Annotated in this window: 20 protein-coding genes and 1 pseudogene; 11 read left to right on the plus strand and 10 right to left on the minus strand. The window is 72.5% G+C overall.

Going from position 1 to position 19,987, the window contains the following annotated elements; genetic code table 11:
• Positions 1-73: 73 nt before the first annotated feature.
• The 5 genes from ACOZ38_RS21845 to ACOZ38_RS21865 all read left to right on the plus strand — a co-directional run bounded on the left by ACOZ38_RS21845 (position 74) and on the right by ACOZ38_RS21865 (position 4,436).
• Positions 74-1,426: a PLP-dependent aminotransferase family protein gene (locus ACOZ38_RS21845; protein WP_424533052.1), complete on the plus strand. Its 1,353-nt coding sequence runs from the start codon at positions 74-76 to the stop codon at positions 1,424-1,426.
• A gap of 199 nt (positions 1,427-1,625) precedes the next feature.
• The gene (locus ACOZ38_RS21850) at positions 1,626-2,393 is read left to right on the plus strand and encodes a COG4280 domain-containing protein (protein WP_424533053.1); all 768 of its coding nucleotides are present in this window, start codon (positions 1,626-1,628) and stop codon (positions 2,391-2,393) included.
• Positions 2,390-2,602: a hypothetical protein gene (locus ACOZ38_RS21855; RefSeq protein ID WP_405148487.1), complete on the plus strand. Its 213-nt coding sequence runs from the start codon at positions 2,390-2,392 to the stop codon at positions 2,600-2,602. Before ACOZ38_RS21850 ends, ACOZ38_RS21855 begins: the two co-directional genes overlap by 4 nt.
• Positions 2,603-2,704: 102 nt before the next feature.
• The gene (locus tag ACOZ38_RS21860) at positions 2,705-3,421 is read left to right on the plus strand and encodes a VIT1/CCC1 transporter family protein (protein WP_424533054.1); all 717 of its coding nucleotides are present in this window, start codon (positions 2,705-2,707) and stop codon (positions 3,419-3,421) included.
• 115 nt (positions 3,422-3,536) lie between these two features.
• On the plus strand, positions 3,537-4,436 hold the full coding sequence (locus tag ACOZ38_RS21865; RefSeq protein ID WP_424537066.1) for a hypothetical protein: 900 nt from the start codon (positions 3,537-3,539) through the stop codon (positions 4,434-4,436).
• 39 nt (positions 4,437-4,475) lie between these two features.
• On the opposite strand, the gene ACOZ38_RS21870 is transcribed toward ACOZ38_RS21865, so the two are convergent.
• A complete protein-coding gene (locus ACOZ38_RS21870; RefSeq protein WP_424533055.1) occupies positions 4,476-5,465 on the minus strand; it encodes a sulfotransferase family protein in 990 nt (329 codons plus the stop codon).
• A 173-nt stretch (positions 5,466-5,638) separates the two neighbouring features.
• Here ACOZ38_RS21870 and ACOZ38_RS21875 point away from each other — a divergent pair, with 173 nt between their 5' ends.
• Positions 5,639-6,229, plus strand: a complete 591-nt coding sequence (locus ACOZ38_RS21875) for a TetR/AcrR family transcriptional regulator (RefSeq protein WP_424533056.1) — start codon at positions 5,639-5,641, stop codon at positions 6,227-6,229.
• A gap of 3 nt (positions 6,230-6,232) precedes the next feature.
• Here ACOZ38_RS21875 and trpS read toward each other — a convergent pair whose 3' ends face one another.
• Together trpS and ACOZ38_RS21885 are read right to left on the minus strand one after the other, a co-directional pair.
• Positions 6,233-7,339, minus strand: a complete 1,107-nt coding sequence (gene trpS / locus ACOZ38_RS21880) for a tryptophan--tRNA ligase (protein WP_424533057.1) — start codon at positions 7,337-7,339, stop codon at positions 6,233-6,235.
• Positions 7,340-7,620: 281 nt separating this feature from the next.
• On the minus strand, positions 7,621-8,595 hold the full coding sequence (locus tag ACOZ38_RS21885; protein ID WP_424533058.1) for a cation diffusion facilitator family transporter: 975 nt from the start codon (positions 8,593-8,595) through the stop codon (positions 7,621-7,623).
• A gap of 232 nt (positions 8,596-8,827) precedes the next feature.
• Here ACOZ38_RS21885 and ACOZ38_RS21890 point away from each other — a divergent pair, with 232 nt between their 5' ends.
• Entirely contained in the window at positions 8,828-9,151 is a 324-nt protein-coding gene (locus ACOZ38_RS21890; RefSeq protein WP_424533059.1) for an ArsR/SmtB family transcription factor, read from the plus strand.
• Between the two features lie 55 nt (positions 9,152-9,206).
• On the opposite strand, the gene ACOZ38_RS21895 is transcribed toward ACOZ38_RS21890, so the two are convergent.
• The 4 genes from ACOZ38_RS21895 to ACOZ38_RS21910 form a co-directional block, all read right to left on the minus strand.
• The gene (locus ACOZ38_RS21895) at positions 9,207-10,043 is read right to left on the minus strand and encodes an isocitrate lyase/PEP mutase family protein (RefSeq protein ID WP_424533060.1); all 837 of its coding nucleotides are present in this window, start codon (positions 10,041-10,043) and stop codon (positions 9,207-9,209) included.
• Positions 10,040-11,038: a cytochrome P450 gene (locus ACOZ38_RS21900; protein ID WP_424533061.1), complete on the minus strand. Its 999-nt coding sequence runs from the start codon at positions 11,036-11,038 to the stop codon at positions 10,040-10,042. Before ACOZ38_RS21900 ends, ACOZ38_RS21895 begins: the two co-directional genes overlap by 4 nt.
• Before the next feature lie 123 nt (positions 11,039-11,161).
• Entirely contained in the window at positions 11,162-12,103 is a 942-nt protein-coding gene (locus ACOZ38_RS21905; protein WP_424533062.1) for a GNAT family N-acetyltransferase, read from the minus strand.
• Between the two features lie 218 nt (positions 12,104-12,321).
• A complete protein-coding gene (locus ACOZ38_RS21910) occupies positions 12,322-13,281 on the minus strand; it encodes a helix-turn-helix transcriptional regulator (protein WP_424533063.1) in 960 nt (319 codons plus the stop codon).
• 183 nt (positions 13,282-13,464) lie between these two features.
• Here ACOZ38_RS21910 and ACOZ38_RS21915 point away from each other — a divergent pair.
• Positions 13,465-14,430, plus strand: a pseudogene (locus ACOZ38_RS21915) (winged helix DNA-binding domain-containing protein); the annotation flags it as partial.
• A 105-nt stretch (positions 14,431-14,535) separates the two neighbouring features.
• Here the strand turns inward: ACOZ38_RS21915 and ACOZ38_RS21920 are convergent.
• Positions 14,536-14,910: a nuclear transport factor 2 family protein gene (locus tag ACOZ38_RS21920; protein WP_424537067.1), complete on the minus strand. Its 375-nt coding sequence runs from the start codon at positions 14,908-14,910 to the stop codon at positions 14,536-14,538.
• A gap of 358 nt (positions 14,911-15,268) precedes the next feature.
• Between ACOZ38_RS21920 and trpD the strand changes: the two genes are divergently transcribed.
• Positions 15,269-16,327, plus strand: coding sequence for an anthranilate phosphoribosyltransferase (trpD, locus tag ACOZ38_RS21925; protein ID WP_424533064.1), 1,059 nt, complete (start codon positions 15,269-15,271; stop codon positions 16,325-16,327).
• 84 nt (positions 16,328-16,411) lie between these two features.
• Here trpD and ACOZ38_RS21930 read toward each other — a convergent pair whose 3' ends face one another.
• Both ACOZ38_RS21930 and ACOZ38_RS21935 read right to left on the minus strand, forming a co-directional pair.
• Positions 16,412-17,218, minus strand: a complete 807-nt coding sequence (locus ACOZ38_RS21930) for an ABC transporter permease (protein ID WP_424537068.1) — start codon at positions 17,216-17,218, stop codon at positions 16,412-16,414.
• Positions 17,219-17,244: 26 nt separating this feature from the next.
• The gene (locus tag ACOZ38_RS21935; RefSeq protein WP_424533065.1) at positions 17,245-18,225 is read right to left on the minus strand and encodes an ATP-binding cassette domain-containing protein; all 981 of its coding nucleotides are present in this window, start codon (positions 18,223-18,225) and stop codon (positions 17,245-17,247) included.
• Between the two features lie 194 nt (positions 18,226-18,419).
• On the opposite strand from ACOZ38_RS21935, the gene ACOZ38_RS21940 reads away from it, so the two are divergent.
• Positions 18,420-19,199: a TetR/AcrR family transcriptional regulator gene (locus ACOZ38_RS21940; RefSeq protein WP_424533066.1), complete on the plus strand. Its 780-nt coding sequence runs from the start codon at positions 18,420-18,422 to the stop codon at positions 19,197-19,199.
• A gap of 202 nt (positions 19,200-19,401) precedes the next feature.
• Entirely contained in the window at positions 19,402-19,860 is a 459-nt protein-coding gene (locus tag ACOZ38_RS21945; protein ID WP_424533067.1) for an ATP-binding protein, read from the plus strand.
• Positions 19,861-19,987: the final 127 nt, after the last annotated feature.

Below are 19,987 nucleotides of genomic sequence, written 5' to 3' on the forward strand. Positions count from 1 at the left end.
CGATGCTAGGCCGGGCACTCAGGTCAGTGCAATACAATCATTGCTCTCGGTGCAATCCAGCACTTTGCAATCGATGAGGTGCCTGATGGAGGACTACCGGCTGATCGCCGACGCCGTGGCCGCCGACATCGCCGCCGGGCGGCTGCGCCCGGGAGACCGGCTCCCGCCGCAGCGCGCGTTCGCCCGGCGGCGGGGCATCGCCGGCTCCACGGCCGCCCGCGTGTACCGCGAGCTGGCCGGGCGCGGGCTCGTGGTCGGCGAGGTGGGGCGCGGCACGTTCGTACGGGCGGGCGAGCGGTCACCCGGGCCCGCGCTGGTCGAGCCGGGAGGCGCCCGCGTCGACCTGGAGCTTAACTACCCGATCGTGCCCGAGCAGCACGCCCTGCTCGCCGAGGGGCTCGGCCGCCTGCTGCGTCCCGACGTGCTGGCCTCGGCCCTGCGGCCGGTCGGCGCGTCCGGCACGCCCGGGGCCCGCGACGCGACGGCCCGGCTCCTGGCCCGCGGCGGCTGGGAGCCCGACCCGGCGCGCGTGCTGTTCGCCGGGAACGGCCGCCAGGCCATCGCGGCCGCGGTCGCCGCGCTCGTCCCCGCGGGAGGGCGGCTCGGCGTCGAGGCGCTCACCTACCCGGTGGTCAAGGCCATCGCGGGCAGGCTCGGCGTCACCCTGGTCCCCCTCGCCACCGACGAGGCGGGGCTACGGCCCGACGCGCTCGCCGCCGCGCACCGGCGCGCCCCGCTCGCGGCGGTCTACCTGCAACCGACCCTGCACAACCCGCTCGCCGTCACCATGCCCCTGTGGCGGCGCGCCGAGCTGGCCGCAACGCTGCACGACCTCGGCCTGTGCGCGATCGAGGACACCATCTGGGCCTTCCTCCACGAAGGGGACGAACCCCCGCTCGCGGCCCTGGCGCCCGAGCACACGATCCTCCTGGACAGCCTGTCCAAGCGGCTGGCCCCCGGCCTGACCCTCGGGTTCGCGGTGACGCCGCCGTCCCGCACCGCGCCCGTCACCGCCGCCCTGCGATCGGGGGCGTGGACGGCGGCGGGATTCGCGCTCGACGCCGCGACCCGCTGGATGGGCGACGGCACGGTGACCGCCATCGCCCGTGCCAAGCGTCACGACGCCGCCGCCCGCCAGGAGGTCGCCCGCCGCCACCTTTCCGGCTTCACCGTGCTCGCCGACCCGCATTCCTACTACTGCTGGTGGGAGCTGCCCGAGCCGTGGCGCGCCGAGACCTTCGTGGCCGCCGCCGCCCGGGAGGGCATCGCGGTCACCCCTGCCGCCTCGTTCGCCGTCGCGACCCGGAGCGCGCCGGCGGCGGTGCGGGTCGGGCTGGCCTCCCCGCCGGTGGACGTGCTGTCCCGGGCCCTGGAGGCGCTGGCCCGGCTCGCCCGCGGCACTCCCGAGGACGCCGCCGCCGACTGAACCGGTCACCAAGGGCCTTCAGCCCTGCCGGGTGGCCCGGCGTCGAGCGCGCCGTCGCCCAGCGTTGCGAGGTCCGCCGACACGGCGGGGAAGGCGGCCGAATAAGGCCAGACTTCCTTTGACACACCCGATTCGCCCGATTACCTTGGCGGGAGAAACACTTGCTATAAACAACAGCTGCTACATTCCGGGAGTCCAGGTGCCGGGCGCGACATGGGGCCTGACGGCCTCCACCTTCACGGCCTCGTTCGTGGAGTTCGTCGAGGCCCTCACCATCGTCCTGGCCATGGGCGTCACCCGGGGGTGGCGATCGGCGCTGGCGGGCACCGCCGCCGCGCTCGTGGCCCTCGCCGCCTTCACCGCCGCGGCCGGGTACGCCCTGAGCACGTGGCTTCCCCCCGCCGTCCTGCAACTCGTCGTCGGCACCCTGCTTCTCATCTTCGGCCTCCAGTGGCTGCGCAAGGCCGTGCTGCGCTCCTCGGGCCTGAAGGCCAGGCACGACGAGGCCGAGGAGTTCGCCGCGCAGACCGCCGCGGCGCGGCGGGCGGCCGCGGACAGCCGCTTCGGCGTCGACGCCTTCGCCTTCGTGGTGTCGTTCAAGGGGGTCTTCCTCGAAGGCGTCGAGGTCGTCTTCATCGTGATCACCTTCGGCACCGGCGCCGCGAACATGGGGGCGGCGGTGGGCGGCGCGGCGGTCGCCGGGGTCCTGGTGCTGATCGCCGGTGCCGTCCTTCACCGGCCGTTGGCGATGATCCCCGAGAACACCCTGAAGTACGGCGTGGGCCTGCTGCTGGCCGGCTTCGGCACGTTCTGGGCCGTCGAGGGGCTCGGCGTGTTCACCGAAGGCGAGAGCCTGTCCTGGCCGGGCGGCGAGTGGGCCATCCCCGTCCTGGTCGTCTGCTGGCTGCTGGTCTCGCGCGCGCTCGTCCTGGCGCTTCCCCGTCTCAAGCTGGAGGCCGCCCAATGAGGTTCCTCAAGGCATTTGCACGGTTCTGGTATGACTTCATCATCGGCGACGACTGGAAGATCGCGGTCGCGGTGGTCTCGGCCCTGGCGTTGGCGCTGGCCGCGCTGCTGCTGGCCGGGCTCAGCGGCACGGCCGCCGCCGTGCTCGGCGGGGTGCTGCTGGCCGGCTTCTTCGTCATCAGCGTCGTCGTCGACGTCAGGCGATCGTGACGTGGTCCCGGCCACGGGCGCGTTGCCGTAACAGTTGAGAACCGGCACGGACGCCGCCGGGCCGCAGCGGGCACGGCGGCCCCGGCCTGAAAGGAACCCCCGATGACCTCCATTTCCCTGCACGCCGCCGAGGTGCACCACAACCACAGGGACGTGACCGGCGGCTGGCTGCGGCCGGCGGTGTTCGGCGTCATGGACGGGCTGGTCTCCAACGCCTCGCTGATCGCGGGTGTGGTGGGCAGCGGCGCGAGCACCCCGGCCGTCGCGATCGCCGGGCTGGCGGGGCTGGCCGCCGGAGCCTTCTCCATGGCCACCGGCGAGTACACCTCCGTACGCTCGCAGACCGAGATGACCCTGGCCGAGATCGCGGTCGAGCGCCGGGAGATCGCCAGGAACCCCGAGGCCGAGGAGCGGGAGCTTGCCCTGCTGTACGAGTCCCGCGGCCTGACGCCCGAGCTGGCCGGCGAGGTGGCCCGCCAGCTGCACGCCCACGACGAGGTCGCCTGGCGGGTCCACGCCCGCGAGGAGCTCGGCGTCGACCCCGACGACCTGCCCTCGCCGTGGGTGGCGGCCGGGTCGTCCTTCCTGGCCTTCGCGCTGGGAGCGCTCATCCCGCTGCTGCCGTTCCTGCTCGGCTTCGGCTCGGTGGTAGCGGCGGCGGCGCTGACGGCCGCCGGGCTGTTCGGCACCGGAGCGCTCGTCGCCCGGCTCACCCGCAGGTCCTCGGTGTTCGGCGGCGCCAGGCAGCTGCTGCTCGGCGCGGCGGCCGCCGCCGTCACGTACGGGATCGGCCACCTCGTCGGCACGGTCATCTCCTGACCCCTTCGCACCGCGCCCAAGGGGAAGGGGGGTCAGATTAGGGGGGCCGAACGGCCTCCGACCGGCCGGTCTTTCGGCATCGTGGCTCATTGTTGTCTATTGTTTCGACGTGCCGATGAAAGAGAACGACTTCCAGGTCGCCATGCCGCCGCTCCAGCCGGACCGCTCGGTGCTGGTCGTGGCACCCCCGGAAGACGCGCCGGGCCACTGGGCGGGCGCGCCGAGCTCCGTGCTCAGCGACGGTGTGATCTACCTCGCCTACCGCCTCCGCCGGCCGGTCGGCGAGGGACGCGGCTACGCCATCGTCGTCGCGCGCTCCCTCGACGGCGAGCGCTTCGAGACGATCTACACGCTGGGCCGCGAGGAGGTCGACACCGAGTCCCTTGAGCGGCCCGCCCTCGTGCGCACCCCCGAGGGCACCTGGCGGCTGTACATCAGCTGCGCCACCTACAACACCAAGCACTGGCGGGTCGAGGTGCTCGAAGCCGACGACCCCTCGCGGTTCGACGCCACGCGGCGCGCGGTCGTGCTGCCCGGCGACCCGAAGACCGGGGTGAAGGACCCCGTGATCGTGCACCACGACGGCCTCTGGCACCTGTGGGCCTCCTGCCACCCGCTGGCGGACGCGGGCGAGGAGGACCAGATGGTCACCGACTACGCCACCAGCCCCGACGGCCTCGAGTGGACCTGGCAGGGCACCGCCCTCAGCGGGCGGCCGGGCTGCTGGGACTCGCGCGGCGCCCGGGTCACCGCGGTGGTCCGCACCGGCGGCACGATCCTCGCCACCTACGACGGGCGGGCCAGCGCCGCCGAGAACTACGAGGAGCGCACCGGGCTCGCCGCCGGGGCCGAGTTCTCCACCCTGGCTCCCGTCGGCACCGAGCCGGTCGCCCAGTCACCGTACGGGGGGCTGCGCTACCTGGACATCCTCGACCTGCCCGGCGGCGGGCAGCGCGTCTACTACGAGCTCACCAGGCAGGACGGCGCGCACGAACTCCGCACCGAACTCCGCTGACCGGGTGGCGCGGGCCACCGTCCACGGGGCCGCGCCCGTTCAGGGGAGGCGCGGGCGGCCGTTCCTGGCCTGCCGTTGACCGGCGGGCCTGTCCCCCATCAGCCCGCCCGACTTGTCGCGGGGTCCGAGCCAGTCGCCGAAGACCTCCCCGGTCACCCGCTCCAGCAGGGTGACGTCGTCCTCGAACCTCGGGATGAGGGCCTGACGCTCCTCCCAGCTCAGCGGGCGGCGCGGGCGGCCCTGGTCCTGGAGCGCCTTTTCGAGGGGCTCGGTCAGGCGCGCGGCCAGCGAGCCCGGCAGGTGGCGTCCCACCGTCGCGCCCACCCGGAGCACGCGTGACAGCGCCTGATGGCGCAGCGTCGGATCGGGATGCGCCGTGACGTTCTCGCGAGGCACCTCGGTGATCAGGCCCTTCTCCACGCCGAGGAACGCGCAGATGCGATCGAGCGTGGCCACGGGCTCGTCGACCAGCTCACGGTAGCGGAACAGCAGGACGTTCTCCCGGGGGAACAGTCCGAAAAGGTGCTGCAACTGCTCGCCGTACCGGCCGAGACCGACGTAGTGCCAGAAGGCCGACCAGCCCGCGGCGACGCGGCGCGCCTCCTCCGCGCAGGCGCGGACGACGTCGCCGACGGGTTCGAGCCCCGCCGACCACAGGTGCGTCCAGTTCGAATGCGCGCGCTCGACCGGGTCACGCAGGATGACGATCAGCTTGGCGTGCGGGAGCAGCGCGTGGATGCGGCGCTGGGCGTCGCGGTCGTACAGGTAGAACGGTGTGGACTCGCCTTTCAGCGTTCCCGGAGGCGCGTCGTCGAACAGCGCCTCGTACTCCGCCCGGCGCCAGACGTGCTCCTTGAAGGTCAGCGCGTCGCCGGGACCGCCCCGTGCCGGCGGGGGCCCGTCGCTGAGGAAGAACTTGGGCTCCTTGACCGCGGACATGAACAAGGAGGGGTGTCGTGCGAGCGCGGCGTGCAGGGCGGTCGTCCCCGTCTTGGGCGCTCCGATCACCAGGAAATCCGGTAGGGCCATCCGATCTCCTCGGCACAGTCGACATCAGCGTGCATTATACCTACTCAATACGTAGGAAATAGAGGTTTTACCCTCCCATGCCCGCACCTTGGTCGACGATGCCTGTACCTGCCCGGGAAGCGAATGGCGGGTAAGTAACCGTTCGCTCGTTCACATTGCTACTCTGCTGCTCGATGCCACGGCCACGGACGATCAGCGACGAGGAGATCCTCGCGGCGGTCTCGCGCGTCGTCGGCCGGGTCGGCCCCGCCAGGCTGACGCTCGCCACCGTCGCCGAGGAGGCGGGCATCGCCGCTGCGACCCTGGTGCAGCGCTTCGGCTCCAAGCGCGCCCTGATGCTCAGCCTCCACCAGGACGACGCGGGGCTCGTCCGCGAGCGGCTGCGCGAGACCCGCGACGAAGGGGCCTCCGCCCTGGACTCGCTGGTGACGAACCTGGTCGGGCTGTCCGCACCGGTGGCCGACCCCGTGGCCTTCTCCAACCATCTCGCCGTCCTGCACCAGGATCTCAGCGATCCGGAGTTCCACGCCCAGGCGCGAAGGCACGCGCGGGCGATGCTGGAGGAGATCCGGGCCCTGCTCGGCAGGGCCGTGGACGCCGCCGAGCTGCGGCCGGTGGACCTCACCCAGCTCGCCCGCTCGGTGCAGACCACCTACAACGGCGCGCTGATCACCTGGGCGATCCACCGGGAGGAGCCGCTGGAGAGCTGGCTGCGCCGCGAGCTCGGCGCCCTGCTGGCCCCCTGGCGGGCCGGCGGCGCCTGAATCTCAGTAGAGACCGTTCATGGCCACCCGCACCTCCGCCAGGGTCGCCTCGGCGACGACGTTCGCGCGCTCGTTGCCCGCGCGCAGGACCCGGCGGATGTGGGAGCGGTCCCGCACCAGCTCGGCGCGGCGAGCCCTGATCGGGGCCAGGTACTCGTTGACCGCCTCCGTGACGGTCCTCTTCAGTACGGCCGCTCCCCCGGCGCCGACCTCCTCGGCGACGCGGTGCGGATCCCGTCCCTGGCAGAGGGCGGCCAGCAGGACGAGGTTGGACACCTCGGGCCGGGTGGCGGGGTCGTAGGTGATGCGCCGTTCGGCGTCGGTCCTGGCGCCGCGGATCAGCGCGGCGGTCTCGTCCGCCGTCGCCGCCAGGGCGATGGCGTTGCCCCGGCTCTTGCTCATCTTGCCGCCGTCGGTGCCGAGGAGCAGCGGCGCGGCCGACAGCAGCGCGTCCGGCTCGGGGAACACCGCGGGGCCGCCCGTGCCGTAGCGGTCGTTGAAGCGCCGGGCGATGGTGCGGGTCACCTCCAGATGGGGGAGCTGGTCCTGGCCGACCGGCACCAGGTTGGCCTTGCAGAACAGGATGTCGGCGGCCTGGTGGGCGGGGTAGGTGAACATCAGGCCGCTCACCGACGCCTGGCGGGAGTGGGCGATCTCGTCCTTCACGGTGGGGTTGCGGCCCAGCTCGGCGACGGTCACAAGGCTGAGGAAGGGCAACAGCAGCTGGTTGAGGGCCGGGACCGCGCTGTGGGCGAAGATCGTGGTGCGGTCCGGGTCCATGCCGATGGCCAGGTGGTCCAGCACCAGGCTCTCGACATGATCACTCACCTGGTCGGCGACGTCGCGGTCGGTCAGCACCTGGTAGTCGGCGATGATCACGAACATCTCGGCCCCGAGGTCCTGCAGGCGGACCCGGTTGTGGAGGGTGCCGAAGTAGTGCCCGAGGTGCAGCCGGCCCGTGGGACGGTCACCGGTCAGCACGCGGAAGCGCCCGGGCTCCTCGCGGATCATCGCTTCGAGCTCGGCGCTGCGGCGCCGGGCCGCGGACAGTCCGAGCAGGTCCCGGCCGCCGGACGCTCCGGCGACCTCGGTGGTGGACACGGCGTTCATGGTGGTTCTCCTGTGACGGTGAGAGAGGGATACGCCGCCGGGGACGGCCGGGCCCGCTTCATCCAGGGAGAACACGAAGGGCCGTCCATCCGAACGGCCTCGTCATGTCGAAGATGTGGCCGCTCCTACGAGGAGCGCCACCAGCTCGGACATGACGAACGATGCACAGGACAAGCATACAAAAGATCATGGATCACAGCCACAGGACGAGCCCGGCCGCGGCCCGGCGCAACGCCCTTTGATCCCCGACCCGGACGTCCAACAGGCATGGGCCCGGTGGATCAGGCTGGGCTGGGCTCGCGGTGGTCGCTCAGGGAGGCGTGGTGGTCGGCGTCGCGCGGGCCGTCGGGGTCGGCGTGCACGGTGGCCGCGCGCAGGCGGGCCACCTGGTGGATGAGCCGGTGCTCGGCCTCGACGGCCACCGCGTGAGCCTCGATGAGGGACAGGCGGTGGCCGACCGCGATCTCGACCTCGGCACGCAGGACATGGCCCACCCAGCGCATCCGCACCGAGCCCACCGCCCGCACTCCGGGGGTGGCGGCGAGGACCCGCTCGGCCTGGTCCAGCAGGGCGGGGTCGACCGCGTCCATCAGCCGGTGGTAGATCTCCCGGGCGGCGTCGCGCAGCACCAGGCAGATCGCCACCGTGATCAGCAGGCCGACGAGCGGGTCGGCGAGCGGGAAGCCGAGCGCCGCCCCACCGGCTCCGAGGAGCACGGCCAGGGAGGTGAACCCGTCGGTACGGGCGTGCAGGCCGTCGGCCACCAGAGCGGCCGAGCCGATCTCGCGGCCGACTCTGATCCGGTAGCGGGCCACCCACTCGTTCCCCGCGAACCCGATGAGCCCGGCCGCGGCCACCCAGCCCAGCGCGTGGACGTCCTTCGGGGTGATCAGCCGTTGGACCGCCTCGTACCCGGCGAATGCCGCGGAGGCGGTGATGATGCCCACGATGAGCAGCCCCGCGAGGTCCTCCGCCTTGCCGTACCCGTAGGTGAAGCGGCGGTTCGCGGCGCGCCGCCCGACCCAGAAGGCGATGGCCAGCGGGACGGCGGTGAGGGCGTCGGCGACGTTGTGCAGCGTGTCGCCCAGCAGGGCGACCGATCCGGAGAAGGTGACGACCACCGCCTGGGCGACGGCGGTGACGACCAGCACCACGAAGGACAGGCCGAGCACCCGCATCCCCCGGCTGCTGGACTCCAGCGCCGTGTCGGTCCTGCCGGCGCTGTCATGACTGTGCGGGGTGAGGACATGCGCCACGCGCGCGGCCAACCCCCCGGCCTTGCCCCGCCTGACCGGCTCCCCGTGACCGTGCCCGTGGCCGTGCCCATGACCATCCTCATGACCATGGCCGTGACCGTGGGGTTCGTCAGGGGACGTCGAATCGGACCGCTTCTGTTCGGACATGGGCTTCCTCGCTTGCGGACGTTGACCCTCGCGGGGATTATATGTAGTCATGTACGCACGCGACAACGAATCAGGTGCGCATCCGTTGCAGGAGCAACCGACTACCGCCCAGGTGGAGACGGCCGTGGAGGCCTTCCGCATGCTCAGCGACGGCACACGGTTGCGGCTGATGTGGCTGCTCGCCTCGGGCGAGTACGACGTCTCCTCGCTCGCCGGGGCCATCGGGGCCGCACGGCCCTCGGTGTCGCAGCACCTGGCCAAGCTGCGCCTGGCCGGGCTGGTCGAAGCCCGCAGGGACGGCCGCCGCGTCCTTTATCGGGCCCGCGACGCCCACGTGCGCCGCCTGATCGCCGAAGCGCTGTTCCATGCCGACCACGAGGTGTCCGGCATCCCCCGCCACGAGACCTGACCACGGCCCGGGCCTGGTGAACACCGGCCTTCGGCACCTCGGACGGCAGGCCCGATCAGGACGGCCGGCCTGAGGCGAGGGGTGCGGGGTCGAAAGCGGATGCCAGGGCCTGGGTCTCGGCGTAGGAGGGCAGGCCCGCCAGAGCGACGTCGTCGTGCTCGACGGCCCAGGCGAGTTCCACGGCGTTGTGCACGGCCGCCCGGAAGAGCAGGGAGCCGCAGCTGACGCGCCGTACCCCGAGGTCCGCGAGCCGCCGGAAGGAGCGGCCGCCCGGCGTGAACAGGATGTTCAGCGGAGCCTCCAGCCCGCCGACCAGCGCGGTGATCACCCGCTCGTCGTCCAGGCCCGGTACGAAGACCCCGTCGGCCCCCGCCCGCACGTACGCCTCGGCCCTGTCCATGGTGACCCGCAGGGGTGGCGGCTCGCCGCCGCTCAGCCAGTAGGTGTCGGTCCTGGCGTTGACGAACAGCCGTGGCGCGGCCCCCTTGATCGCCGTGATCAGCGCGCACTGGCGACCCGGCGCGGTCAGGGTGCCGTCGGCGCGCCCGTCCTCGATGTTCACCCCCGCGACCCCGGCCTCGGCGAGTTCGGCCGCGAGTTCGGCGACCCGCCCGGGGTCCTCGCTGAAGCCTCCCTCGATGTCCACACTGATCAGAGCGGGCAGCCGGGAGAGCCCCCGGGCCAGCCGCACGGTCTCCTCCCGGGTGGCGGCTTCCCCGTCGGGCTTCCCGGCCGCCGCCGCCACACCGAGGCTGGTGGTGCCGACGGCGGTGAACCCCCTGGCCACCAGCGCGGCGGCGGAGGCGTGGTCCCAGGCGTTGGGCAGGAACAGGGGCCGGTCCCCGTGGTGCAGGGCGCGGAACCGCTCGAACCGGTCCGTCATCGTGGTCATCGGAGCTGGACCTCCAGTCGTAGCGGAATGCGCAGGTTGGCCGACGGCTCGTACGCGACCTCGCGGTCGGCCGGCTCGTAGCCCGCCAGCAGTGGCTCAAGGACGCCACAGGCCAGCGCCAGGCCGTGGCCGTCGCCCGGGCACGGACGCCGCCCGTACCCGAAGGTCAGGTGCCGGGGTCCCGGCCGGGAGGGGTCGAATCGGTCCGGATCGGGGAACACGCGCGGGTCCCGGTTGGCGGCGGCGAAGTCGAGGACCACCAGCGTGCCGGGCGGGACCTCCCGTCCTCCCAGCTCGGCGCCTTCGCGGGACGTACGCCTGGTCGACCGCACGGGAGGGTCGAGGCGCAGGGTCTCGGCCGCGAACGCGTCGACCGGCCATTCGGCCCGCAGGGCGGGTGGCGGCCGGAGGGCGGCGTTGAGGGTGTTGCCGATCAACCCGGCCGTCGCGTCGCAGGCCTGCACGAGCAGCCCGATCCGGTTGGCCACCATCTCCGGGTCGCCGGGCCCCAGCAGGGCGGCCAGCTCCCCCACCGAGGTGTCCGCACGCGCGACCCGCTCCGCGCCGGCCCCCGGATGGTAGGCCGCCGCGACCGCCGTCACGGCTCTGACCAGGGCCTCCAGGTCGGCTTCCGCCACGCCGAGCGCGCTCCCGAGGACGGCGACGGGGACCGCGCGAGCCAGCCTCGTCATGACGTCGAGCGGCTCCTCACCGGCTCGCTCCAGCTCGGCGACCGTCCTGTCCCGGGCGGCGGAGCGCAGGGACCCGGGGTGCACGCGGTGCAGCTCAGCCCGTACCAGGGCCCGGCGGCGTTCGTGCGCACGCCCGGAACTGAACCGTGACACATGCCGTCGCAGCCATCCCAAGGTCCCCGGCGGTTCCTCGTCCCCGGCGCGGCCGGGAGCCGGCGGAACGATGAAGCGCGGGTCGTCCAGGACGGCGCACACCTCGGCATGACCGGTCACGGTGAGACCGTGATCCGAAGAGGGCTTCATGCCTCCGACGTTAGAACCGCGTCATTTCGACGTGCACCGAAACATCCGACGGCTCGTGACGAAACAGCGGGCACGTTCCGAGCCGGGTGGAGCGGCGTGCGGCCGCTCCACCCGGGGCTTCGGTCAGGGCCAGGTGAAGTTGAGTTCGCGTTCGAAGTTGACGTAGCCGGCCCGCTCGAACGCCCGGGCCATCGGGACGTTGCCGGTGTCGGTCGACGCCCTGATCCGGGGGACGTCCTCGGCCGCGAGGACGCGCGTGCCCTCGGCGAGGATCTCGCCGACGTAGCCGTTCCCCCGATGGGCCGGCACGACTCCGATGTAGGCGATGATCGGGTTGTAGGAATTGTGCGCGGGGATGACAAAGCCCACGGGTTCACCGCCCGGCAGCGTGGCGATCCGCCACCAGTCTCGCGGGCTCGCATAGCCCATGAGCTCGTCCTCGTACTGCTGGGCCGCCGCCTGCCCGGCCGGCATCCTGGTCATGTCGTCGCGGCTGTGGGCGTCCAGGGTTCCTTCGAGGACCTGGGCCATCAGCGCCACGAGTTCGTCGCGGCCGCGCACCCGGCGGAACTCCAGCCGCCCGCTCGGAGCCTGGACGGGCGTTCCCGGCCGCCATTCGAGGCGCAGCCGCTCCACGAACAGCCGGGCGCCGGTACGCTCGACCGCCGCGGCGCGGTCCTCGACCGCTCGCCTGGCCACCGCGTCGTCGCGCCAGTCCGGCGGGACGTACCGGCCGTACTCGGGCGGGCGGGTGCCCTCCGGGACGACCTCGGCCATCGCGGCCGTGAGCAACCGGACGCCGATGTCCACCCGGTCGGGGTCGTCGGCGAGGTCGAAGACGTCGAGCAGGAACGGCGTCGCGTCGCCGGATCTGCTCCACCACGCGACCCGGGCGACCAGGCGGTCACCGCGCAGCGCCACCCACATCCAGTGGGGATGCCTGCGGCCGGAGTCGAGGTCGGCGGCGAGCTCGTCGTTGAGCCCGTAGGGCAGCCGGCGGAACAGGTCGAGTTCTGCGCGTCCGGTGATCGGACGCATGGTCAGGTCATGCTGTACTGCGGTCAAGGCACTCTCCTGCGAAGGCGCGCCCGTCCGCTCCGGGATTCAGCCGAGCTGCGCACCCCGGGAGGACACAAGCGCGGTGATCATGGCGTTCACAGCTCATACCTCCTCTCGTCTCGCCGCCCCCGCCGCGGTCGCCGGGGGTCCAGGCGCAAGCTCTACGGCATCCCACCGCCGCCGGCAACCGTTTTTCCGGCGGGGTCGTACGGGGCTGGTCCGGTTCATTCTGTGGCGCGGGCGTATCTGGCCGAGAGCTCGCGGAGGCAGGCGACCAGTTCGGGCGGATCTGTGATGGTGAAGTCGTAGCCGAGCATCCCGAGGTAGACAGCGAGCGTCTCGACGCTGTCGGCCCCGGTATCCAGGACGCAGGTGTGCTCGTCGACCGGCTCGACCGTGCCGACGGCGGGGTTGATCCGCGCCGCGACCGCCTGGGCCTGCGCGTGCACGGTGACCCTGGCCCGGTGGCGCCACGCCGCCGCCGAGACGCGCCGCGACACGTACGCCGCGACGTCGCCGTCCGGCGGCTCGCGCGGGGCGAAGCGGGGCCCGGTGGGCGTACGCGGCTCGATCCTGTCGACGCGGAACGACCGCCAGTCGTCGCGGCCGGTGTCCCAGGCGACGAGGTACCAGCGGCGCCCCCAGTTGACCACGCGGTACGGCTCGACCACGCGGAGGCCGGCCGTGCCGCCGTGGTCGCGATAGTCGAAGCGCAGCCGCTCGTGGTCGCGGCAGGCCGCCGTCAGCACGGTCAGCACGGCGGGGTCCACCGTCGGGCCGGTACGGTCGGCCGGGACCCTCACCGTGTAGGCCTGCAGGGCGTTGACGCGGCGGCGCAGCCGTGACGGCAGCACCTGTTCCAGCTTGGCCAGGGCGCGCAGCGAGGTCTCCTCGATGCCCGCGATCGCGCCGCCCGCCGCGGTGCGCAGCCCCACGGTCACCGCGACGGCCTCCTCGTCGTCCAGCAGCAGCGGCGGCAGGGCCGAGCCCGCGCCGAGCCGGTAGCCGCCCACCGAGCCCCGGGTCGCGTTCACCGGGTAGCCGAGGCTGCGCAGCCGCTCGACGTCATTGCGCACCGTGCGGGTGCTCACGCCGAGCCGTTCGGACAGCTCGGACCCGGTCCAGTCGCGGGGGGTCTGCAGCAGTGACAGCAGGCGGAGCAGCCGCGCCGAGGTTTCCAGCATGACCGACATCCTGCCAGCCAATTAGGAACCAGCCCGTCCTAATGGAGGTCTAGCGTCAGGGACATGGCAGACACCCAGGCCCGGCGCCGCCCCGTGACCACCTCCTCCCCGGCCCCGCTGCTCAGCCGGAGGGCGCTCAACCGCGCGACACTGGAGCGGCAGTCGCTGCTCAGCCGCTCCGCCATGCCGGTGACCGAGGCCGTCGAGCACCTGGTCGGCATGCAGGCCCAGACGCCGCACACCTGGTACACCGGCCTGTGGACCCGCCTCGCCGGGTTCCGCCCCGAGCACGCCGCCGACCTGCTCACCGGCCGCCGCCTGGTACGCATCCCGCTCATGCGCTCGACGATCCACCTGGTCAGCGCGGCCGACTGCCTCGCGCTCCGGCCGGTCGTCCAGCCGGTGATGGAACGCGGCCTGAACGCCAACTTCGGCAGGGACCTGGCCGGAGTCGACCGCGAGGAACTGGCCGCGGCGGGCCGGGCGCTGGTCGAGGAGCGCCCGCTGACGTTCGGGGCGCTCGGGAGGCTGCTCGCCGAGCGGTGGCCCGGCCGCGACCCGGGCTCGCTGGCGCAGGCCATGCGCGCCTGGGTGCCGCTGGTGCAGGTGCCGCCGCGCGGATTGTGGGGCCGCAGCGGGCCGATCGCCCACACCACCGCCGAGTCCTGGCTCGGCGCCGGCGTCACCGCCGAGCCGTCGCCGCGGCGTATGGTCCTGCGCTATCTGGCCGCGTTCGGGCCCGCGACGGTGATGGACATCCAGACGTGGTCCGGGCTGACGCGGCTGAGCGAGGTGGTCGAAGCGCTGCGGTCCGAGTTGCTCACCTTCCGCGACGAGGAGGGACGGGAGCTGTTCGACCTGCCGGAGGCCCCTCGCCCCGGGCCTGACACCCCCGCGCCGCCGAGGTTCCTCTACGACTTCGACAACCTGCTGCTCTCCCATGCCGACCGCCGCCGCGTGGTCACCGAGGACTACCACCGGCAGGCGTACGACCGGCACGGGCCGGTCCCCCAGCTCCTGCTCGTCGACGGGTTCACCGGGGGCGACTGGAAGATCACCGGTCAGCGGGGCGCGGCCGTGCTCACCGTCCGCCCCTATCGGCCCCTGTCAGGACCGGACGCCGCGGCGGTGACCGAGGAGGGCGCCCGGCTGCTCGAATTCGCCGCGCCGGACGCCGAGTCCCACGACGTCCGGCTCCTGCCCGCCCCTGACCCACTCTGGTGCTCGCCCTGGCAGCAGGGCGTACGCGGACGTTCAGGCGGCCGGCACCTTGTCGAGGAAGCCGTGAACGTCGCGCAGGTGGCCGTCCTCGGTCAGCACCGCGACATCGAAACCGTCCACGAGCGACTCGGCGTCGGCCGCCGGGGCCAGCTCCCAGGTGAACCGGACCAGGTTGTGGTGGGCGTCGGCCAGCCCACCGAGGCGGAACACGAACCCCGGGAACTGGCCCTGTACGGCCGCGATGGTGGCGTCGATGGCCGCACGCCCCTCGGCGACCGCGAGCGGGTCGACGTAGGTGCCGTCCTCGGCCCAGAGGCGGTCGACCGCCGCGCGGCGTGCCGCCGGGTCGGTCTCGTTCCAGGCAGCGATGTACTGGTTCAGCAACTCGTTGACGTCGCTCATCGTCATGGCTCCTAAGAAAGGGCCGGATGGAACCGGCGTTGTCGGTGGGATAGAGCGGGGCGAATCGCCCCCGTACCGTCAACGATGGCGGTACCGGGCGCGAGAGTCGATTACGCCACAGGTAACCGGGGCCGGTCGGCGGGCGACACGGTTGATTGATGATCAACAAGCGACGTCGACGAGAAGCAACGGCACCCGCCTCCGCCCAGGCGCCGTGTGCGTCCTCGGCACGGATCCGGAGTGCCGTTCGTGATGATGACCTCCGCAACCAGTGATCGGCACAGGGCCCCTTGGAGGCGGCGCCTGCCGGTGGCTACGCTCGGAGACACCGCCCGGCCCGCCGCGGTCTATCGAGAGGATCTAAGTGACTGAGCCCGCCCGCTCCTGGCCACGCCTGCTCGCAGCGCTCCTGCGCGGGCAGGACCTCCATGCGGACGACACCCGATGGGCCATGCGGCAGGTCATGGACGACGCGGCCGGCCCCGCCCAGCTCGCCGGGTTCCTGATCGCCCTGCGCGCCAAGGGTGAGAGCACCGCGGAGCTCCGCGGAATGCTCGACGCCCTCATGGAGCGGGTCGTCCCCCTGCCCATCGACGGCGCGGACGTCGTCGACGTCGTCGGCACCGGCGGCGACGGCGCCCACACCGTGAACGTCAGCACCATGGCGGCGATCGTGGTCGCCGCCGCCGGCGCCCCGGTCGTCAAGAACGGCGGCCGATCGGCGTCCAGCAAGGCCGGATCCGCCGACGTACTCGAAGCCCTCGGCCTGCCGCTCGACCTCACGCCCGACGACATCACCCAGTGCCTGCGCGAAGTCGGCATCGGCTTCACCTTCGCCCCGCGTTTCCACCACGGGCTGCGGCACGCCGGTCCGGTGCGCAAGGCGCTCGGCGTCCCCACCGCCATCAACTACCTGGCGCCGCTGACCAACCCCGCCGGTCCCCGTGCCGCCCTCGTCGGCTGCTCCAACTCCGCCCTCGCCCCCGTCCTCGCGAGCGTGCTCGCCGAACGGGGCGCCGACGCCCTGGTCGTGCGCGGAGAGGACGGCCTCGACGAGATCACTACCGCCGCACCCACCAGCGTCTGGATCGCCGGCAGCGGCGGCGTCCGGCAGGAGACGCTGGACGCCGCCGACTTCGGACTCGCGCGCAGCACACCGGACGCGCTCCGCGGCGGTGACGCCGCGTACAACGCCTCGGTCGTCCACCGGGTCCTGGCCGGTGAGCCGGGCGCCGCCCGCGACGCCGTCCTCGCCAACGCGGCCGGAGCCCTCGCCGCCCACCGCGGCTTCGGCGGCGGCCTCCATGACGCCTTCGCGACCGGTCTGGAGGAAGCGCGCCACGCCATCGACAGCGGCGACGCCACCACCACCCTCGAGAACTGGCTGAAGCTCGCGTCGTCCCTGGCCGACCGGCAACGCTGACGCAATACGACCGGCCATGCTGTCCCGACTCACGCACGGACCGGCCCCGCCTCGGGCACCGAGCGGAGGACCGACCGGTGACCGTCAGCGGCTCAGGAGACGATAACGGCGGGCCGACAGCGGGAAGAAGACCGCCAGGAGCAGCACCGGCCAGACGACCGCCATGAGCGGCGCGTGCTGCGCGGCCCAGGAGTCACCGCCCCAGCCCGGGTTGCCGAACAGCTCCCGGGTCGCCGCGACCGTCGCCGACATCGGATTCCACTCGGCGACCGCGCCGAGCCACCCCGGCATCGTGGCGGGCGAGGCGAAGGTGTTGGACAGGAACCCGAGGGGCCACACCAGGATCTGCACCGCCATGACGGCCTCCGGGCTCTTGATCACCAGCCCGAGGTGGATGCCGATCCACAGCAGGGCGAAGCGCAGCAGCAACAGCAGCCCGACCGCCGCCAGCGCCGCCCCGGGGCCGTCGTGCCAGCGCCAGCCGACCGCGAGCCCGCAGGCGACCATGACGGCCAGGCCGAGGACGGAGTTGAGCATGTCGGCGACGGCGCGCCCGACGACCACGGCCGAGGCGGCCATCGGCATCGAGCGGAACCGGTCGGTGACCCCCCTGGCCGCGTCGGTGCTTACCGAGGTGAACGTCGTCTCGATGCCGAAGACCATGGTCATGGCGAACATGCCGGGCATCAGGAACTCGCGGTAGTCCCCGCCGCCGGGGACCGTCATCCCGCCGCCGAACAGGTAGCCGAACATCAGGACGACCATGACGGGAAACAGCAGTCCGACGATGACCTGGGACGGCTGGCGGGCCCAGTGCGACAGGTCGCGGAGCGTGATCGTCCAGCCGTCGGCGAGGGCCCACCGCACCCTGCTCAGCCGATCCCGCGGCATCGCGGGGACCTCACTGGTGGTGATCGTCACGCCTGCACCTCCTGTCCCGGTTCGGCGTGCTCGGAGCGGTGCCCGATGAGGCGCAGGAACACCTCGTCCAGCGTGGGGCGGCGCAGCACGACGTCCTCGGGGGTGATCCCCGCGTCGTCCAGCGCCCTGACGATCTCGGTCAGCGCGGCCACGCGGTCGCGCACGGGGGCGCTGATCCGGCGGGTGTCCCGGTCGGTCTCCGCCTCGGTTCCCGCCACCCGCGCGACGATCGCCGCGGCGGCGGGGAGTTCCCCGGCGGTGCGCAACACGACGTCGATCCGGTCGCCGCCGATCGCCGACCTCAGCTCGCCGGGGCTGCCCTCGGCGATCACGCGCCCTGAGTCGATCACGCAGATCTTCCCCGCGAGCTGGTCGGCCTCCTCCAGGTACTGCGTGGTCAGCAGCACGGTGGCGCCCTCGGCCACCAGCGAGCCGACCGCCGTCCAGACCTCGTTGCGCCCACGCGGATCCAGACCCGTGGTGGGCTCGTCGAGGAACAGCACCGGCGGGGAGAGGATCAGGCCGGCCGCGAGGTCGAGCCTGCGGCGCATGCCGCCGGAATACCGCCCGACCGGCTTGCTCCCCGTGTCCGCCAGCCCGAACCGCTCCAGCAGCTCATCGGCCCTGCGGCGGGCGCGGGCCACGGAAAGGTGGTAGAGCCTGCCGAACATCACCAGGTTCTGCCGGCCGCTCAGCACCTCATCGAGGGCGGCGTGCTGGCCTACCAGCCCGAAGCGGCGGCGCGCCTGCGCCGCCTGCCGTACGACGTCGAACCCGGCGACCTCGGCACGGCCGCCGTCGGGCCGCAGCAGCGTGGTGAGGATGCGCACGGCTGTGGTCTTGCCCGCACCGTTGGGGCCCAGCAGCCCGCACACCGTGCCCTCCGGCACGGCCAGATCGAACCCCGCCAGAGCCTCGGTGTCGCCATACCGCTTACGCAGCCCCTCGCCCAGGACCGCATAACCCGAAGAACCCACTTCGCCCTCCCGTTCACCGTTCCGTACGACGTACCGTACAGCATACGGTTCATGTGGCGAACGCGAAGGGACGGCAAGGCGAAAGGAGGCACGAAGCCGCACACGGAGAGCCGCATGAGCACGCCGAGCAGAACAGCGAGACCACCAGACCGGCTCGGGAGGATGGCCGGCGTGGACGATAGGATCGGCCCACGATGACGACCGAGCACACCGGCGCGGGAGATCCCGCACGCAGCCTGGCCCTGCTGTGGCGCACCCGGGAGAAGTCCAGCAGAAAGGGCAAGCCCGACCTAAGCGTCGACCGCATCGTCCGTGCCGCGATCGAGGTCGCCGACGCCCAAGGCCTCGCCGCCCTCTCGATGCGCCGCGTGGCCGAACACCTCGGTGTCGGCACCATGTCGCTGTACACGTACGTCCCCGGCAAGGCCGAGCTTCTCGATCTCATGCTCGACCTGGTCTACGGCGAGCCCGCCAGACCCGCCGTCGTCGAAGGCGGATGGCGCGTCCGGCTCGAGCTCATCGCCCGCGAGAGGTGGGCGCTCTACCAGCGCCATCCGTGGATGCTGCACGTCGCCACGAGCCGCCCGCTATTGGGTCCCAACGCCGTCGCCGCCTACGAGTACGAGCTGGGCGCCGTTGACGGCATCGGCCTCACCGACCTGGAGATGGATTCGGTCGTCACCCTGGTGTCCGGTTACGTCCACGGCGCGGCGCGGGGGGCGGTCGAAGCCGAGCAGGTCGAGCAGAGAAGCGGCATGACCGACGAGCAGTGGTGGTGGGCCCACGCCCCCTACCTCAGCAAGGTCATGGACGCGAGGCGCTTCCCCCTGTCCGCCCGGGTGGGGACCGCCGCCGGCGAGGCCTACGGCGCCGCCTACGACCCCGGCCAGGCCTTCGAGTTCGGCCTCTCTCGCATCCTCGACGGCATAGAAACCTTGATCGACACCCGCACCTCCACCCCCGAATCCCCTTAACCAGTCACGGCGTGATACCTCGCCGAGCGCGTACGGTTCCCCACCGCCCCGCGAGCTGGGCGGACGGTCCTCAAAGATCTCCGCGCGGTCTTGCGGGACCCCCGGCGCCATGGCCGGGTGAAGGGACCACTCGGGCAATGGATGAGGATGGTAGGGGTGGCCAGGGCGTGAGCAATGCCTCGCAGGCGTTATGGTCATCGCGGTGGCGAGTCTTGCCAGGGTGGACGACGAGCGGCGTTGGAGGGTGCCGGTGGATGGCAGTGGGCGTGTTTCCGCGTACTGGCCGATCACCGATGATCTGAGTGTGTTGCGGGGGCTGGTGCGGAACTATGCCGTGGAGGCCGGGCTGTCCGGTGTCCGCCTGCAAGATCTGGTGCTGGCAGTGAACGAGGCCGCCGCGAACGTGCTCGACCACGCCGATGGCGAGGGAGATGTCCAGGCCTGGTACGACGACCGGTTCGTCACGGTGGAGGTGCGCGACTGCCTCGGGCGGCTGGTCCCCGCGCATGCCGACGCGGGCAATCCTGGAGTGGCCACCTTACGCGGCCGGGGCCTCTGGCTCATGCGGCAGCTCTGCGACGAGGTCCGGATCACCAGGGACGCCCAGGGGTCGGCGGTGCTGTTGCGGCAGGCGCTCGGCGACGTCCCCACCCACGACTGACCCGCCGATGAGCCAGGAGCACATCGGTGACGCACCTCGAGCACGGGGCGCAGGCACCACTTCCACCGGCCCGCGATCCGCACGAGACTTTCATGGTCATCGCGCCCACCGCTCGCAAGAACGGGTG

The organism is Sphaerisporangium viridialbum, assembly GCF_049674955.1.
In the GTDB taxonomy this organism is placed as follows: domain Bacteria; phylum Actinomycetota; class Actinomycetes; order Streptosporangiales; family Streptosporangiaceae; genus Sphaerisporangium; species Sphaerisporangium viridialbum.

What these genes read in the sequence shown, in the direction of transcription:
- ACOZ38_RS21845 (WP_424533052.1), top strand. Translation starts at nt 74, where the DNA reads ATGAGGTGCCTGATGGAGGACTACCGGCTGATCGCCGACGCCGTGGCC.
- ACOZ38_RS21855 (WP_405148487.1), top strand. Translation starts at nt 2,390, where the DNA reads ATGAGGTTCCTCAAGGCATTTGCACGGTTCTGGTATGACTTCATCATC.
- ACOZ38_RS21860 (WP_424533054.1), top strand. Translation starts at nt 2,705, where the DNA reads ATGACCTCCATTTCCCTGCACGCCGCCGAGGTGCACCACAACCACAGG.
- ACOZ38_RS21865 (WP_424537066.1), top strand. Translation starts at nt 3,537, where the DNA reads ATGAAAGAGAACGACTTCCAGGTCGCCATGCCGCCGCTCCAGCCGGAC.
- ACOZ38_RS21870 (WP_424533055.1), bottom strand. Translation starts at nt 5,465, where the DNA reads ATGGCCCTACCGGATTTCCTGGTGATCGGAGCGCCCAAGACGGGGACG.
- ACOZ38_RS21875 (WP_424533056.1), top strand. Translation starts at nt 5,639, where the DNA reads ATGCCACGGCCACGGACGATCAGCGACGAGGAGATCCTCGCGGCGGTC.
- trpS (WP_424533057.1), bottom strand. Translation starts at nt 7,339, where the DNA reads ATGAACGCCGTGTCCACCACCGAGGTCGCCGGAGCGTCCGGCGGCCGG.
- ACOZ38_RS21895 (WP_424533060.1), bottom strand. Translation starts at nt 10,043, where the DNA reads ATGACCACGATGACGGACCGGTTCGAGCGGTTCCGCGCCCTGCACCAC.
- ACOZ38_RS21900 (WP_424533061.1), bottom strand. Translation starts at nt 11,038, where the DNA reads ATGAAGCCCTCTTCGGATCACGGTCTCACCGTGACCGGTCATGCCGAG.
- ACOZ38_RS21910 (WP_424533063.1), bottom strand. Translation starts at nt 13,281, where the DNA reads ATGCTGGAAACCTCGGCGCGGCTGCTCCGCCTGCTGTCACTGCTGCAG.
- ACOZ38_RS21920 (WP_424537067.1), bottom strand. Translation starts at nt 14,910, where the DNA reads ATGACGATGAGCGACGTCAACGAGTTGCTGAACCAGTACATCGCTGCC.
- ACOZ38_RS21930 (WP_424537068.1), bottom strand. Translation starts at nt 17,218, where the DNA reads ATGCCGCGGGATCGGCTGAGCAGGGTGCGGTGGGCCCTCGCCGACGGC.
- ACOZ38_RS21940 (WP_424533066.1), top strand. Translation starts at nt 18,420, where the DNA reads ATGACGACCGAGCACACCGGCGCGGGAGATCCCGCACGCAGCCTGGCC.